We start from the raw sequence: 17,552 nt of genomic DNA on the forward strand, positions 1-17,552 counted from the left end.
TGCTGGATAAGGATTGTTAGTCGATGTTGTTGTACCATCTGTTGTTGGCCCTCCTGTTCCTGCTGGTTGTATCCAAATTTGCCATTCAGTCTCTGATCCGCCTGCTAACCATGTTATATCTGCAGTGCTCTCACTTAAAGTTGTAACCGATAAATTTAATGGCTCAGGGCATGTCACATCAAAAATAGACACATCATCAAAAGCAAATCCTTCATCTTGAACAGATCCATCTGATCCAAAAGCTATTCTTAGCTGAACACTACTTTCGCCTGCTAAGCCTACTAAAGCATGACGTGCAGTTACCCATCCATTAGACCCAGTACCATCTCGTCCTGTCCATCCTTCTTGTTGCCCTCCTGGATTACCATTAATTGTAGTATCTGTATACCAATTGTTAGGGTCTCCAAAAGCACCAACATTTTGCCATGTTGCTCCACCATCAATAGATGACTGTAATACAGTTCCATCCCAACTAAACTCTGATTCCCACCAAATACTCATTTCAATGCTTGGTGATGACAATGTTGATAGATCAAAAATTGGACTACTTACAAAAGAGTCCTCATTACTATTATAATTTCCAGTTAGATTTGTTACCCATGAGTTGCTACCAGATGCCGCACTATTTATGATAGTAGCTGCTGGTGTTCCTAAAGCCCATGTTCCTGTACCGTTTGCTGTCCAGCCACCATCTCCAGATTCGAAATCTTCTGAGTAAGGATAACTGGTAATTTGTGAAAATGATTGTATGCTCGAAAATAAAGCAATCAAACAAATTAGTAGAGTAGTTTTTTTCATATTAATTAATGAGATGTTTAGTTTTAGAAACATCTAAGCTATTAAAAAAAACCTACTACTACTTGCCCTAAATAGTTAATATAGATAAAATGTTTTAATTTATCGTTTAAAAGAAAACAGCGACTAATCCTTTAACGACTATCGATTAAGGGGCGGGATTAGGTGTTATGGAATGAATTTGATTTATTTTTTCTAAAATTTCTGAAGATAATTCAATATTAATGCTTGAAATATTTTCTTTAAGTTGCTCTAAATTAGTTGCTCCAATAATATTACTAGTTATAAATGGTCTTTGATTAACAAAAGCCAATGCCATTTGCGCTAAGCTAAGATTATTAGCTTCTGCTAGCTCTAGATATTTTTTTGTTGCAATTGTTGAATTTTCACTACTGTATCTAGCAAATCTTGGAAACAATTTTAATCTAGAGTTTTCTCCTGCAGTTCCTTTAATATATTTACCAGATAACACACCAAATGCCATAGGCGAATAAGCTAATAATCCTATATTTTCTCTTATAGAAATTTCAGCCATGTCTCCTTCAAAAACTCGGTTAATTAATGAGTACGCATTTTGAATGGTTATCGGTCTTATTAAATTATGCTTTTTAGACTCTTCTAAATAACGCATTGTTCCCCATGCTTTTTCGTTAGAAAGTCCTGCAAAACGGATTTTCCCTTCTTTTTTCACAGCCTCTAACTGCTCTAAAACGTCTTTAAAATTATCCTCCCATTGGTCATTTGGATTATGATTATAATCTCTTACACCAAACGTATTAGTTTGTCGTTCTGGCCAATGTAACTGAAACAGATCAATATAATCTGTTTGTAATCGTTTTAGTTCTTTTTCTACAGCATCTTTAACAGATCCTTTTTTAAATCCTGACGTACGTATGTGTGCTGTATAATCGCCTGGTCCAGCTATTTTGGATGCAATAACAACTTTTTCTCTATGTCCTGTTTTTTTAAGCCATGTCCCTATTATTTCACTAGTTCTTCCTTGTGTTCTTGCTTCAGCAGGTACTGGATATAGCTCTGCTGTGTCTATAAAGTTCACGCCTTGTTCTAACGCATAATCTAATTGCGCATGACCTTCTTCTTCGGTATTTTGATTTCCCCAAGTCATAGTACCTAGGCAAATTTTACTCACTTTTATATCTGTGTTTGGAAGCGTTGTATATTTCATTTTTTGGATAGTTTACTTTTTAACAAATATAAAAAGACCTTTAATTAAATAATTTAACTAAAGGTCTAAATGTTTGTTAAGAAATTTTTACTGAAAGTTAGCTAAAAACTTTAGTCCTATTTTTATGAAAGAACCTTTACTTAAGCCTGCACTTCGACTGCGCTCAGTGTGACTCGTTAGGGGTTATTCATTATTATTTATTTCAAATTAACGTATTCATGATTACTTCGTAGTTAAGCAATTGTTGGAGCACATCTTTGATTGCGACTTGAGAAAGCCCGACTACTTGCACTGAGCGTAGTCGAAGTGTGTGTTAACGCCCTAATTATTTAACAACTCTGTGATTTTGTCTAATTTTGGTGTTAAAATAACCTCTATACGACGGTTTTTTGCTTTTCCTTCAGCTGTGTCGTTAGTTGCTACCGGAGCATACTCGCCACGACCTGCTGCTGTTAAACTTTCTGGATTGATGTTTTTATTTTCTTGAAGTATGTTAACTATCGCTGTAGCACGTTTAGTGGATAAATCCCAGTTGTCTTTTACGTTTCCGTTACCAGAATACGGATCATTATCTGTATGTCCTTCTATCAATACTGAAATGTCTGGATTATCTGCCAACACTGTTCCTAACTGCTTTACTGCTTGTTTACCTTGTGTTCCTACTGCCCAACTACCTGATTGGAATAACAGTTTATTTTCCATAGATACATAAACTTTTCCGTTACGCTTTTCTACAGTTAAACCTTTACCTTCAAAATCTACTAACGCACTTGAAATAGCATCTTTTAACTCATTCATCTCTGCTTCTTTTGCAGATATTATTGCTTCAAGATCTGCTACACGTTGTGATCTTGCTTCTAGTTCTTTTTTTAACTGCTCTAATCTAGCGTTTTCTGTAGCTAATGCTTGTTCTTTAGCTTCTAATTGCGATAATAATTCTCTGTTCTTTTTTGTATTTGCTGCAATTGCAGAACTACTATTTGCTTCTAAAGCGTCATATGATGCTTTTAAAGTATCATAATTAGTTTTTGTTGCTGCTAGATCTGCTTGTAATTGATCACGTTTTGCTACTGCTTCGTCATATTTTGCTTGTAATGAAGCTAAGTCATTTTCAGCTTGGTTTTTTGCTTTTTGTAAATCGTTATTTTGATCTTTTAAAGATCTATTTTCTTTTTTTAAGTCTGCATATTTACTTTCTAGCTCTTTGTACACTTTTGGCGATACACAACTTGATAATACAAAAGTTGAAAGCATTAAAGTTAAAAAGGTGTTTTTCATTGTTTAATTAATTTGGGATTGTTGTTTATTAGTTTTCTAGTTCTAGCAAAATTGGACAATGGTCACTGTGTTTTGCTTCTTGTAATATAACTGCTCTTTTTATTTTTTGTTGTAATGGCTCGCTAACCATTGCGTAATCTAAACGCCAACCTTTGTTGTTTGCTCTTGCATTGGCGCGGTAGCTCCACCACGAATATTCTTGTCTTTCTGGATGAAGAAACCTAAAAGAATCAATAAAACCGCTATCTATAAAGCTTGTTAACCACTCGCGCTCTTCGGGTAAAAACCCTGAAACGCCTTTCATTTTTGGGTTATGAATATCTATTTCTTCATGACAAATATTGTAATCTCCACAAACAACTAGATTAGGTCGTTCTTGACGTAAATCATTTAAATATTGATGAATCATGTCCATATATTCAAATTTGTGTGATAATCTAGCATCGTTTGTTCCAGAAGGCAAATACATACTCATCACCGATAAATGTCCAAAATCAACACGCAAGTTTCTGCCTTCAAAATCCATAGATTCTATTCCTGTTCCAAACTCGACATGGTCTGGTTCGGTTTTACATAACACAGCTACACCGCTATACCCTTTTTTTTGTGCGCTAAACCAATAATTATAATGGTAACCAGCGTCTTTAAACAAGTCTAAATCTAGCTGTTCTTCCATTGCTTTTATCTCTTGCAAACACAAAATATCTGGATTTGCACTTTTTAACCAATCTATAAATCCTTTATTTATTGCTGCTCTAATTCCGTTAACGTTGTACGAGATAATTTTCATCTTAATTATTAATTTCTGCTAAAATAAATAATGCGTTACTTTTACAAGATGAATTATAGCCTTTTTAACTAAAAAATATTAACAAAATAAAGTAACAATTTTGCTGTTATAGTTGTAGATGAAAAATTGCTTTACCTTTTTTATTTTCTTGTCAGTCTTTTTTGCTTTTGGGCAAGACCAAGATGCTTTATTGGTAAAGAAAACCATCGCTGTCAAAGACACTATAAAAGTAGATAGCGTAAGTATAAATTCTAATTTTTTTGAATTAAAAACTAAAAGCAATCAGATTTTAGATACTACGTATTACACTATTGATTTTGCAACGTCAACGCTTCAACTTTTAAAACCTATTGAAGGAGATTCTGTAATAGTAAGCTACCAAAAATATCCTGAATTTTTAACTAGAACTTACCAACAATTTGACAAAAGCGTTATTGTAGAAAGTACTGCAAACGTTGATAAACTTGTACAACTTAAACAACCCAATATTACCAACACTTTTACACCTTTTGATGGTTTAACCACTACAGGTAGTATAAGTCGTGGTGTGACTATTGGTAACAACCAAAATTCGGTTTTGAATAGCGAATTAGATTTACAAATAACCGGTAAACTAAACGACAAAGTCTCACTGCGTGCCAGTATACAAGATGCCAACATACCATTACAAGAAAGTGGTTACTCACAACGCTTAGACGAGTTTGACCAAGTGTTTTTAGAGCTTTTTAGTGACCGTTGGGCGATACGTGCTGGAGATATAGACTTACAAAACAACAACTCTTATTTTGCTAATTTTTCTAAGCGAGTGCAAGGCTTACAAATAAGAGCTAACTTGGGTGACGACAACCATCAAACCAATATTTTTGCGTCAGGCGCTTTGGTACGCGGACAATTTACCAACTACCAATTCACCGCTCAAGAAGGTAATCAAGGTCCGTACAAACTGCAAGGTCCAAGTGGCGAGTTGTTTGTACTTATTGTTTCTGGAAGTGAAACCGTTTACGTAAATGGCCTACCGTTAAAAAGAGGAGAAAACGAAGATTATATTATAGATTACAATGCAGGTGAAATTATTTTCAACCCTACGTATCCTGTAACTTCAGAAATGAGAATTAGTGTTGATTTTCAATATTCTGAACGAAATTACTCAAGAATTGTGGCTTTTGGAGGTGGAAATTACAGTAGCGAAAAACTGAAAATTGGCGCTTCTGTCTATTCTGAAAACGATTCTAAAAACAATCCATTACAACAAAATATCTCTCAAGCACAAGCTGAAATTTTAAGCAACGCAGGTGATGATCAAAACCTAATGACAGCGCCTTCTGAAGTCCTAGAAGCATATAATGAAAATAGAATTTTATACAAAAAAGAACTTTTTAACGGAGAAGAGATTTACATATTCTCCAACAACCCAGATGACGAGCTTTACAGCGTTACCTTTACTTTAATTGGAGAAAATCTAGGTGATTATATACTATCATCGTCAAATGCCATTAATAATATTTATGAATACGTTGCGCCAATAAATGGTATACCACAAGGTAATTATGCACCTGTAGTACAATTAGTAGCGCCAACGCTTTTACAAATTGCAGTAGTAAATGGTGAATACACACCAAATGAAAAAACAAACATTAGTTTTGAATTAGCCGGTAGCAAAAACGACCTTAACCTGTTTTCTAATTTAGATGATGAAAACAATAATGGTTATGCAGGTAAATTAACCGTAGAACAGTCCATAATCAAACAAGATAGTCTTTGGAATCTTAATGCAATTGCTGATATAGATTACATCAATCAAGATTTTAAAACTATACAACGTTTATACCGACCAGAATTTAATCGTGACTGGAATTTAAGCCAAAACAGCACCAATCTTCAAAATACAACCTTAGGAAATCAAGCTTTAATTTCAGCAGGTTTTGAGGCTGTTCACCCAGAAAAAGGAAATGCAAGTTACAACTTTCAGCATTTAAACTACTCAGGAACATTTAGCGGAAGCAAACACAATTTAAACACCAATTTAAGACTTAAAAAACTTAATATTTCATCACAAACAAGTCTATTAAATTCGGATGCAACTTTTAACAAATCTAGATTTTTCAGAAGTTACAACAAAGCCATTTACGCCTTAAAAAAGCAATGGTTTGGGGCTGGTTTTTCAGCTGAAGAAAACAAAGAGCGCATTAAAGAAACACAAGCTTTTACAGACCTATCTCAACGTTTTACAGCTTATCAAGCCTTTACAGGAATTGGTGATAGCACCAATGTTTTTGCAGAAGTTGGTTATAAATTTAGAGTTAATGACAGTATTCAAAATCAAAAATTAACTCGTGTTAATACCTCAAAAACATACTATTTAGATTCGCGTTTGATAAGTAACAAAAACACCAATCTATCAATGTATGTTAATTACCGTACGCTGACTTATGAAGATGAAGACATTGCAGACGAAAACTCTCTAAACTCGCGTATATTATTCAATCAAAAGTTTCTAAAAAATGGTGTTATTTGGAATACTGCTTTCGAGACTAATTCTGGCTCTTTACCTCAACAAGATTTCACTTACGTGCAAGTAGAACCTGGTCAAGGCGCATACACTTGGATTGATTATAATAATAACGGTATACAAGAATTAGAAGAATTTGAAATTGCTCAATTTACCGATCAAGGTGAATATATTCGTGTGTTATTACCTAATCAAGTTTATATAAAAACACATCAAAACAGATTGAGTCAAACCCTAACTTTAAACCCAATAAATTGGGTGAATTCAGAGCAAAAAGGAAAAAAATTATTATCTAAATTTTACAATCAAACCAGTTATTTAATTGATAGAAAAATTAGAAGAAACGGTGATAATTTTGATTTAAATCCTTTTAAAAAAGACGAAGACAATCAATTGGGACTTAACCAAAACTTTAGAAATGTACTGTTTTTTAACCGAGGCAAGCAACGCTATACAACGTCTTACACGTATTTAAACAATCAATCTAAAAGCACACTAAGTTTTGGGTTTATAGAAAACAAATTGAAAAGTCACCAATTAAATTTCACGCACAAAATAGCTAATAGTTGGCTAGTTACTTTAACCTCTACTTTAGAAAATCAATTTAATAAAAGTCAAAACTTTAGCAGTAAAAATTTCGATTTAGATACTGAAGCTTTCAACCCAAAAATATCATATTTATTAAATGATAATGTTCAATTTGACGTGTTTTATCAATATACAAACAAAGAAAATACAATTAATAATTTAGAAACTTTACAGCAGCAAAAGTATGGTTTATCATTTGCGTTTTCGCCTAAAAGCAATGCACAATCTGGCGCAATTTCTGCTGAATTTAACGTATTCAATAACGACTTTACAGGCAACGCCAACAGTCCTGTAGCTTATCAATTATTAGAAGGTTTACAACCAGGAAAAAACTTTACTTGGACACTTTTAGCGCAAAAAAAACTAACCAAATTTTTAGATTTAAATCTTAATTATTTTGGTAGAAAAACTGAAACCTCAAAAACCATTCATACCGGTAACGTACAGTTAAAAGCTTATTTTTAAGCATTTACGTATTTTAAAAACTTCCATTTGCTAAAACCCTTTAAAAAACGTATACTATGACAATAACCACAATACGTTTTAATGAAAGATTTTATAATTATTGGTGCAGCACAAGCAGGATTATCTATGGCTTATCACTTAAAGAAAAATCAAAAAGATTTTTTAATAATTGATAAAGAGGATGAAATTGGTGCTTCTTGGCTTAACCGTTGGAACTCGTTAAAACTTTTTACACCAACCGAGTTTAATCATCTTGCAGGAATGCCTTTTCCTGCACCTAAAGGACATTATCCTGACAAATACGAAGTCGCAGATTACTTTAAAGCTTATGTAGAAAAATTTGACTTCCCAGTGCAATTAAACACGCTTGCAGAACGCATTGAAAAGAAAGACAATCATTTTATTGTAAAAACAAATAAAGGTGATTTAAAGTGCAAAGAAGTTATTGTAGCAACTGGACCGTTTCATATTCCTTACACGCCAAAATTTCATAATAATCTTTCCGAAGATATTTTTCAAATACATAGTAATTACTACAAAAATCCGGAACAACTTAAAGATGGCGCAACAATGGTTGTTGGTGGCGGTGATAGCGGATTTCAGATTTTAGATGAAATTTCAAAACAAACCAATAATAAAACTTATTTCTCAGGAAATACAGACATCAAAACTTTACCACAAGAAATCTTAGGAAAAACACTTTGGTGGTGGTTTACTATAACAGGCTTTTTAAGTTTTAGTAAGGACTCTTGGCTTGGAAAAAAGATTAGTAAATCTAAACAGCCAATTATTGGCACAGATGTAAAATCTATAATTAACAGAGATAACGTTATACCTGTCGGATACACACTTGACGCCGAAAAAAACACTATTAAAACATCAAAAAAAACACTTAACGATGTAAAAAATATTGTTTGGGCAACCGGTTATAAACCCAACTTTAATTGGATAAAAAATATTGAGTTAACCCAAAATGGTTATCCAAAACATCATCGTGGTATTAGCACAACAAACGGACTATATTTTATTGGTTTACCATGGTTACACACACGTGGATCTGCTACTTTAGGCGGCATAAAAAAAGACGCCAATTACCTAGCTAATAATATTTTATAAATAAAAATCCTTAATTAAAAACGTTCTATATTAACAGTCATATGTAACTTTTGTAACAGTTTAATTCCTTTAATTTTGTAATTTCGTAAGGCATGAACAAAATATTGGCATTAACATATTCGTTTCTGATTCTTATTCAAAGTTTCAATATTAACTTAGACGACATTTCTAAGATTAATGCCTTGATTGATCATGCTCAATTTCATAAAGAAATGTATGGCGATTCTTTTTTTGACTTTTTAGCTGAACATTATGGAGAAGCTAGAGATAATCACGAAAGCGAGCATAAAGAGCATGAAGACTTGCCTTTTAAAGACAACCATCATATGTGTACTCACGTTAATTTGTCTTTTATAAGTCCTAATATTTCATTTAAAATAAGCAATGAAGTCTTCATTGAAATCCCTTTCAACTTCTTCTATAAAGAATCCTTTACTTCTTTCGAAAAACCATCTGTTTTTCAACCACCAAAACACGCATAATTCATTTTAAAATTCATCCTGTTTTCAATAACAAACAGGTACTTTTCAATTTTATTATCATGAATTATGTTAGAAAAAATCATAAAATCAAGCTTAAATAATAAGCTTATTATTTTCCTTTTTACAGCATTTATTATTGGTTTCGGAATTTTCTCTTTAACCCAAATTCCTATTGGCGCTGTACCAGATATTACCAATAACCAAGTCCAAGTGATTACCACATCACGTAACTTATCTACGCAAGATGTTGAGCAATTTATCACCTATCCTGTCGAGCTAGAAATGGCTAATTTACCAGGTGTTGAAGAAATCCGTTCAGTTTCTAAATTTGGACTTTCGGTAGTCACCATTGTTTTTAAAGATGAAATGGGCACATATCTACCAAGACAATTAATTGCCGAAAAAATTAAGTCAGCTTCTGAGAAAATTCCAGATGGTTTTGGCTCGCCAGAAATGGGACCAATTACCACTGGTTTGGGCGAAATATACCAATACATTTTAGATGTAAAACCTGGTTACGAAGACCAATATTCCATTACCGATTTGCGCACCATCCAAGACTGGATTGTAAAACGACAACTCTCTGGTATTCCTGGTGTAGTAGAGGTTAATACTTGGGGCGGATTTTTAAAGCAATACGAAGTTGCTATTAACCCAAACAAGCTAAATGCTATGAATATTTCGGTATCCGAAATCTATGATGCATTAGAAAAAAATAATAGCGTTGCTGGTGGTGGTTATATCGAAAAAAATGATGAAGCCTATTTTATTCGTGGCGAAGGCTTGGTTAAAAACCTTGAAGATATTGAGCAAATCGTAGTCAAAAATGAAGGCGCGCCAATTTATATTAAAGACGTTGCTAAAGTTGGTTTTGGAAGTGCCACGCGTTTTGGTGCTATTACCGGTAATGGTGAAGGCGAAAAAGTGCTTGGGCAAATTATGATGCTTAAGGATGGTAACTCTAAAGCTATTATCGACGCCGTAAAAGAACGTGTAAAAGATATCCAAAAAAGCTTACCAGAAGGTATTTACATCAACGGATTTTTAGAACGTAGCGAACTGATTGGGAAAACCACCTTTACCGTGTCCGAAAACCTAATTTTAGGCTCACTCATTGTCATATTCGTTGTAGTGTTATTGCTTGGCAATTTGCGTTCAGGTTTGGTCGTTGCGTCTGTTATTCCGTTGAGTTTATTATTTGCCATTTCAATGATGAATATTTTTGGTGTAGATGCCAATTTAATGAGTCTTGGCGCGATAGATTTCGGAATTATTATTGATGGCGCTGTAATTATTGTCGAGTTTATTGCTTTTAGAATTATTACCGAAAGTGAAAAACTAAAATCACTCACAAAAGAAGCAAAACAGTCAGAAATCGATCAAATCACATTAAAAAGTGCCTCAAAAATGATGAATTCTGCCATTTTTGGACAATTAATCATCTTAATAGTCTTTATTCCAATTTTATCATTAAGCGGTGTAGAAGGCAAAATGTTTAAGCCTATGGCATTAACATTCAGTTTTGCGTTAGTTGGTGCAATGTTACTTTGTCTCACTTATGTTCCAGTAGTATCATCATTGTTTTTGAAACCTAAAGCACCAAGCGAAAAAAATGTTTCCGTTAGGTTAATGAAAGTGCTTAACTCTTGGTACAGACCTACTATTAATTGGGCTTTACATCGTAAAAAAACAGTAGTAAGTATAGCCGGAATTCTACTCGCTATCAGCATCTTTTTATTTAGTAAAATGGGTGGTGAATTTGTACCAACTTTAGACGAAGGCGACTTCGTAATTCAACCTGTTTTAAAAACAGGAACATCACTTGGAAAAACCATCGAAATCACGACTAAAATTGAGAATATTCTATTAGAAAATTTCCCAGAAGTTGACCAAGTTGTTAGTCGTATTGGTGCTGCCGAAGTCCCAACAGATCCAATGTCTATGGAAGAAAGCGATGTCATCATAAAACTAAAACCAAAAAACGAATGGGTAAGCGCGAAAAGTAAAGACGAACTAGCAGATAAATTTAAAGAAGCATTAAGCATCATTCCTGGTATGGAAGTGGAATTTACACAACCTATCGAAATGCGTTTTAACGAGCTAATCACAGGTGTTAGAGCCGATGTGGCTATTAAAATATTTGGCGAAGATTTATCCATTTTAGCCAATAAAGCAGACGAAGTCAAAGAACTAATTAAAAATGTAGAAGGTGCTTCAGATATAATAATTGAAAAAGTTGAAGGTTTACCTCAAATGAGTGTGTCTTTCAACCGAAGTAAAATTGCACGTTACGGACTTAATATTTCCGATGTTAATCAAGTAATTTCAATGGGATTTGCTGGCGGAACTGTTGGTCAAGTTTTTGAAGGCGAAAAGCGCTTTGATTTAGTGATGCGTTTAGACCAAAACAATAGAAAAAACCTAGCCAGTCTTCAAAATTTATATGTCGATACACCAAGTGGAACAAAAATTCCGCTTAGCGAATTAGCAGAAATCACATACACCACTGGACCTGCAAAAATTTCAAGAGACGACACCAAACGTCGTATAGTCGTTGGGATTAATGTACGTAACCGCGATTTGCAATCGGTAGTAGATGATGTCAGATCCATTCTAGACCAACAACTAAAATTACCTGTTGGTTACAACGTGACTTATGGCGGACAATTTGAAAATTTACAAAGTGCCAAAGCACGTTTAATGATTGCGGTACCAATTGCTTTAGCCTTAATTTTCTTACTGCTGTATTTTGCATTTAGCTCAGTAAAAGAAGCCTTATTAGTATACTCTGCTATTCCATTATCTGCTGTTGGTGGCGTATTGCTTTTATGGTTACGCGATTTACCGTTTAGTATCTCGGCAGGTGTTGGTTTTATTGCACTTTTTGGTATTGCAGTACTTAATGGTATTGTACTTATTGAGCATTTTAAAGAACTGAAAGAACACGGTATGGACGATATTGAAGAACGTATAAAACGAGGTACTTCTGAGCGTTTGCGACCTGTTTTACTAACCGCAGCAGCAGCAGCTTTAGGGTTTTTACCTATGGCGGTTTCGACCAATGCTGGTGCCGAAGTTCAGCGTCCTTTAGCAACGGTAGTGGTTGGTGGACTAGTCTCTGCAACCGTATTAACCCTAATCGTGTTACCTGTTTTATACGCTTGGTTTGAAACTAAAAAAGACATAAAAATGAATAAAACTGCAATTGTTACCATTCTCGGTTTCTTTTTTATGATGAATGCTAACGCACAAAATCCATTAACCATTGAAGAGACCTTAGCGTTAGCTATAGAAAATAATGCTAGTTTAAAAGCGTCGAATCTTAAGGTAGACGAAAGTAATGCTTTAATAGGAAGCGCATTTAGTTTTGATAAAACGTCTATTTATTACAGTTATGACGAAAATAATTTAGCCATAAACAATCAACCATTAAAGGTGTTTGGTATTGCTCAAGATTTTAAATTTCCAACGGTATATTTTGCGGAAAAGAAAACGAATAAAGCAAAAGCTAGTTTAGAAGAAACACATTACAATCTTCGATTTCTGCAATTACAGCAAGCGATTTACGCCAACTATTATCAGTTGAGTTATGCTAAAAACAAGTCAAAAACTTACAAATATTTAGATAGTCTGTATCAAGATTTTGCCAGTAAATCAAAACGCCGTTTTGAACTTGGCGAAACCAATTATTTAGAAATGATTACCGCTAAATCCAAACAAAAACAGTTAGAAACCTTATACAAACAAGCACTTAAAGAAGTTGCTTTTTCTAAAGAGCAATTAAAAAGTATTGTACAAGTTGATAGTTTAGATATAGTAGACCAACCGCTTGAACAGTTACAAATTGAAACTATTTCAATACAAAACAATGTTGGTTTTCAATACTTTGAACAAGCTAAAAACTATCAAAACGCCATCTATCAACAGGAAAAACAAAACCTGTTACCAGACATTAGTGTAGAGTATTTTCAAGGTACAAATGACCAATTAAATACCAATTTAAAAGGGTATCAATTAGGTTTGAAAATTCCGTTGTTGTTTTCTGGCAATGCTTCAAAAATAAAAGCTTCAAAAATTGCTAAAGACATTATTAAAGAGCAACAACAAGATTACAAAACCAAATTAAATACTAAATACAATGCGCTTTTGGCGACTTTAGCACAATATGAGGAAGCTGTCAATTACTATAATAATGAAGGTGAAGAGCTGAAAAATCAAATTATAAAAACCGCAAATCGTACGTTTAAAGAAGGTGAAATTGACTTTTTTCAATACATACAAAGTCTTGAAACCGCTAGCGAAATTGAATTATCGTATTTGGAAAATTTAAACGCTTACAATCAAACCGTAATACAAATTAACCACCTTACTCTAAATATTTTTTAACATGAAAGCCCATAATGGGCATTTGGCAAATAAAGACCAACAACTTTAGAAAAGTAAATAACCGAACCAATGATTCTTGAAAATTTTAAATCTATGAAACATATATACATACTTCTTTTTTCGCTTTTATTTTTAACCTGCGGAAATAAAGAAAACAACACTGAAACCGTTGAAAACACACCAACCAAAAGCAATGTAATAACGGTAACCAAAGCACAATTTAAAAGCGAGCAAATGGTTTTAGATACTTTGAAAACACTTGATTTTTCAACAGGAATTGCTGTTACCGGAATGATAGACGTACCACCAAAAAACAAATCGAGTATCACGACATTTATTGGTGGATATATTACAAATACACCACTTTTAGTTGGTGACGAAGTTAAAAAAGGACAACTTTTAGTAAGCTTAAAAAATCCTGAGTATGTTGAAATTCAGCAAAGCTATCTAGAAATCGCAGAGCAACTTAATTACTTAAAAGCTGAATTTAACAGACAAAAAACGTTGTTTGATGAAAAAATTACTTCAGAAAAAAACTATCTAAAAGCACAAAGCACTTATAAAAGTAGTCTAGCCACTTACAACGGACTAAAGAAAAAATTACAAATGATGAATATTAGTCCAGCTGCTGTAGAACAAGGGAATATTACCTCAACAATTAGTCTATATGCGCCAATTAATGGAAACGTCACTAAAGTAAATGTAAGTAATGGTGCTTATGTTGCGCCAAACGATGTAATATTAGAAATTGTAGATATTGATCATATTCATTTGGAATTATCGGTATTTGAAAAAGATATTATGCACATCAAAAAAGGTCAAAAAATACAGTTTAAAATTCCTGAAGCTTCAGAAAAAACTTTTGAAGCAGACGTACATTTAGTAGGTACCACAATTGATGAAACTACAAGACGTGTTAAAGTTCACGGACACGTAGATAAAGACTTAGCTAATTTTATTGTTGGTATGTTTGTAGAAGCTAACATTATTACAGACAGTAAAAAAGGTCTTGGCTTGCCAAACGAAGCTATCATAAGTGAAGACAAAAATAATTATGTGCTTGTTTTAGATGAAACAACTACTGATGGCTATCAATTTAAAAAGCTAAAAGTAAACATAGGACAACAAGACGAAAATGCTACAGAAATTTTAAATCCTGACATTTTACAAAAAAAACAAATATTAGTTAAAGGTATTGGAATGTTACTTGAAGAAAGTGGTGAAAGCGGACATAGTCATTAAACTAAAACGCCCAAAACATAAAGTTTTGGGCGTTTTTTTATTTATAAATTTCTGTTTTTACAGGAATTTTACATCTTCATTAACCATTCTTTTACATCAACTTCTTTTTTAATGATGTCGCGTAACTCTTCAACTTTAACACGTTTTTGTTCCATAGTATCTCTATGACGTATAGTTACGGTGTTATTTTCTAGACTTTCGCCATCTACAGTGATACAAAATGGCGTACCTGCTGCGTCTTGACGACGGTAACGTCTACCAACTGCATCTTTTTCGTCATAGGTAACGTTAAAGTCCCATTTTAAATCGTCTACAATATCTTTTGCCATTTTAGTTAAACCTTCGTCTTTTTTAACTAATGGTAAAATTGCTGCTTTTGTTGGCGCTAAGACTGCTGGTAATTTTAAAACGGTTCTTTCGCTTCCGTCTTCTAAAGTTTCATCTTGTAAACTGTTTGAAAACACTGCTAAAAACATACGATCTAAACCAATTGAGGTTTCTAAAACATAAGGCGTATAACTTGTATTATCTTCGTTATCAAAATATTGAAGTTTTTTACCAGAATATTCTTCGTGTTGTTTTAAATCGAAATCTGTACGTGAGTGAATTCCTTCTAATTCTTTAAAACCAAAAGGGAATTTAAACTCAATATCTGTAGCTGCATCTGCGTAATGTGCTAATTTTTCGTGATCGTGGAAACGGTAGTTATCCTCACCTAAACCTAATGATTTATGCCACTTAAGACGTGTTTCTTTCCAGTAATCAAACCATTCTTTTTGTGTTCCTGGTTTGATAAAGTATTGCATTTCCATTTGTTCAAACTCGCGCATTCTAAAAATAAATTGTCTTGCAACAATTTCGTTTCTAAAGGCTTTTCCTGTTTGAGCAATTCCGAAAGGAATTTTCATACGTCCTGTTTTTTGCACATTAAGGAAATTTACAAAAATACCTTGTGCTGTCTCTGGACGCAAGTATAAATCCATTGCGCTGTCTGCACTTGCACCTAATTTGGTCCCAAACATTAAGTTAAATTGCTTAACGTCTGTCCAGTTTTTACTTCCGCTTAATGGACATGCTATTTCTAATTCTTCAATTAAGGCTTTTACGTCTGCTAAATCTTCATTTTCTAAAGATTTACCTAGACGTTTTAGGATGGTATCAATTTTTTCTTGATAACCTAAAACACGACCGTTTGTGCTTAAAAATTCTTCTTTATTAAAAGCATCGCCAAAACGTTTTTCGGCTTTTTTAACTTCTTTTTCAATTTTAGCTTCGATTTTTAAGCAATAATCTTCAACTAAAACATCGGCGCGGTAACGTTTTTTTGAGTCTTTATTATCAATTAACGGATCATTAAAAGCATCTACGTGTCCAGACGCTTTCCAAGTGGTTGGATGCATAAAAATTGCAGCATCAATACCTACAATATTATCGTGCATTTGCACCATTGCACGCCACCAATAGTCGCGTATGTTTTTCTTTAATTCTACACCGTTTTGTGCGTAGTCGTAAACTGCGCTTAGTCCATCGTAAATTTCGCTACTTTGGAATACGTAACCATACTCTTTTGCGTGAGAGATTACTTTTTTAAATTGATCGTCGTTGTTTGCCATAATACAGCAAAGATAAACGTTTATAAAAAGTTTACAATATAATTTTTGGCTGATTTAAGCCTAATAATTAAGAAGAAAATTAGTCTAACAATATTGAAGTACTAGCTAAACGGTTGTCTTGGTTAAAAACGTTTACAAAATAAACACCTTGTTTAAAAGGTTCATCTTTATCAGCATCTATAAAAGTTGAAACTGCTAAATCTTTATTGTTAAAATTAACATCTAGCTTTTTGCTGTAAATTAAAGATTGTTTACCAAACTTAGCTTCGTCTTTGTTTGACACCACATTATTATTTGGATTAACTATTTGTATATAAATATCTTTTTTACCCTTAGTAATTAAATCATTTTTTGGTATTACAAATTCTACTAAAAGTTTGTTTGTTCTTTTTGCTTTATCTGTTGTTACAACCTTATTTTTACTAACACGTTTTACTGCTTTTGCATCTAACATGGTAATTTGCATTTGACTTGCCTTAACAATGTGTTTATTTAAGGTTTCATTGCGTTTTTTAAGCTTTACATTTGTTTCTTTTAATGTATTGGCTTTAACTTTTATACTGCTTAATTGTTGTTTAGATTGAGTAACTTCTGTTTGTAAAGTTTTATTTTGAGTCTCTAAACTATTAACTAAGTTAAGAATACGCGCCTTTTCTTCCTTAAGTAATTGTACTTTGGACTTATAATGAGTTAATAAATTGGCTGTGACTTCTAGTGTTTTTATAGAGTCTAACGCTTGTTCTAGTTTTAGCTTAGAAGCTTCTAATTGTAAACTTAATTCTTCGTTTTCAATATCTAAAGTATCAAATCTAGATATCATCTCTGACAACTCATTTTGAATTAAGCTTTTTTCTTGAGCTAAGTATGCATTATACTCTTCTAACTTATTTTGATTTTGAAATGTAAAAACTCCTAAAACGGATAACGCTATTATCAATGAACCAATAATTAACTTGTAGTTATATGTTTGAGGGAAAACTATCATTGTTAATTTTTTTTGCAAAGTAAATAAGAAGAATAAAGACCATCAATAATTATCGATAAAACGAAAAAATAATTGATTAACTATGTTAATTGGTTATCAAATTATAATTATTAAAAC

General features: G+C 33.0%; 11 protein-coding genes. 5 read left to right on the top strand and 6 right to left on the bottom strand.

Translation table 11 applies throughout. The features are described from left to right. The 4 genes from ACEQT4_RS06980 to ACEQT4_RS06995 form a co-directional block, all read right to left on the bottom strand. The coding region (locus tag ACEQT4_RS06980; protein WP_370226715.1) for a hypothetical protein at positions 1–798 on the bottom strand (798 nt) is incomplete at its 3' end. Between the two features lie 145 nt (positions 799–943). Further along, positions 944–1,981 carry an aldo/keto reductase gene (locus ACEQT4_RS06985; protein WP_370226717.1) on the bottom strand — a complete coding sequence of 346 codons (1,038 nt, stop codon included), beginning with the start codon at positions 1,979–1,981 and terminating at the stop codon, positions 944–946. A 321-nt stretch (positions 1,982–2,302) separates the two neighbouring features. Beyond that, positions 2,303–3,259, bottom strand: a complete 957-nt coding sequence (locus tag ACEQT4_RS06990; protein ID WP_370226718.1) for an OmpA family protein — start codon at positions 3,257–3,259, stop codon at positions 2,303–2,305. A gap of 28 nt (positions 3,260–3,287) precedes the next feature. Continuing rightward, positions 3,288–4,049 (bottom strand): exodeoxyribonuclease III, encoded by a 762-nt coding sequence (locus tag ACEQT4_RS06995; RefSeq protein WP_370226719.1) that lies wholly within the window; start codon positions 4,047–4,049, stop codon positions 3,288–3,290. A gap of 118 nt (positions 4,050–4,167) precedes the next feature. Between ACEQT4_RS06995 and ACEQT4_RS07000 the strand changes: the two genes are divergently transcribed. The 5 genes from ACEQT4_RS07000 to ACEQT4_RS07020 all read left to right on the top strand — a co-directional run bounded on the left by ACEQT4_RS07000 (position 4,168) and on the right by ACEQT4_RS07020 (position 14,837). Then, complete coding sequence (locus ACEQT4_RS07000) at positions 4,168–7,611, top strand: hypothetical protein (protein ID WP_370226720.1); 3,444 nt, start codon at positions 4,168–4,170, stop codon at positions 7,609–7,611. Positions 7,612–7,692: 81 nt separating this feature from the next. Further along, positions 7,693–8,727, top strand: coding sequence for a flavin-containing monooxygenase (locus ACEQT4_RS07005; protein WP_370226722.1), 1,035 nt, complete (start codon positions 7,693–7,695; stop codon positions 8,725–8,727). Between the two features lie 92 nt (positions 8,728–8,819). Further along, entirely contained in the window at positions 8,820–9,209 is a 390-nt protein-coding gene (locus tag ACEQT4_RS07010) for a hypothetical protein (RefSeq protein ID WP_370226723.1), read from the top strand. Positions 9,210–9,275: 66 nt separating this feature from the next. Further along, on the top strand, positions 9,276–13,595 hold the full coding sequence (locus ACEQT4_RS07015; protein WP_370226724.1) for a CusA/CzcA family heavy metal efflux RND transporter: 4,320 nt from the start codon (positions 9,276–9,278) through the stop codon (positions 13,593–13,595). A 93-nt stretch (positions 13,596–13,688) separates the two neighbouring features. After that, complete coding sequence (locus ACEQT4_RS07020; protein WP_370226725.1) at positions 13,689–14,837, top strand: efflux RND transporter periplasmic adaptor subunit; 1,149 nt, start codon at positions 13,689–13,691, stop codon at positions 14,835–14,837. A 68-nt stretch (positions 14,838–14,905) separates the two neighbouring features. Here the strand turns inward: ACEQT4_RS07020 and ACEQT4_RS07025 are convergent, their stop codons facing one another. Further along, the gene (locus ACEQT4_RS07025) at positions 14,906–16,450 is read right to left on the bottom strand and encodes a glycine--tRNA ligase (protein ID WP_370213964.1); all 1,545 of its coding nucleotides are present in this window, start codon (positions 16,448–16,450) and stop codon (positions 14,906–14,908) included. A 79-nt stretch (positions 16,451–16,529) separates the two neighbouring features. Then, positions 16,530–17,435, bottom strand: a complete 906-nt coding sequence (locus ACEQT4_RS07030) for a hypothetical protein (protein ID WP_370226727.1) — start codon at positions 17,433–17,435, stop codon at positions 16,530–16,532. Between the last annotated feature and the right edge of the window lie 117 nt (positions 17,436–17,552).

Origin of the sequence: Mesoflavibacter sp., assembly GCF_964226795.1 — a bacterium.
Classification (GTDB): Bacteria; Bacteroidota; Bacteroidia; order Flavobacteriales; family Flavobacteriaceae; genus Mesoflavibacter; species Mesoflavibacter zeaxanthinifaciens.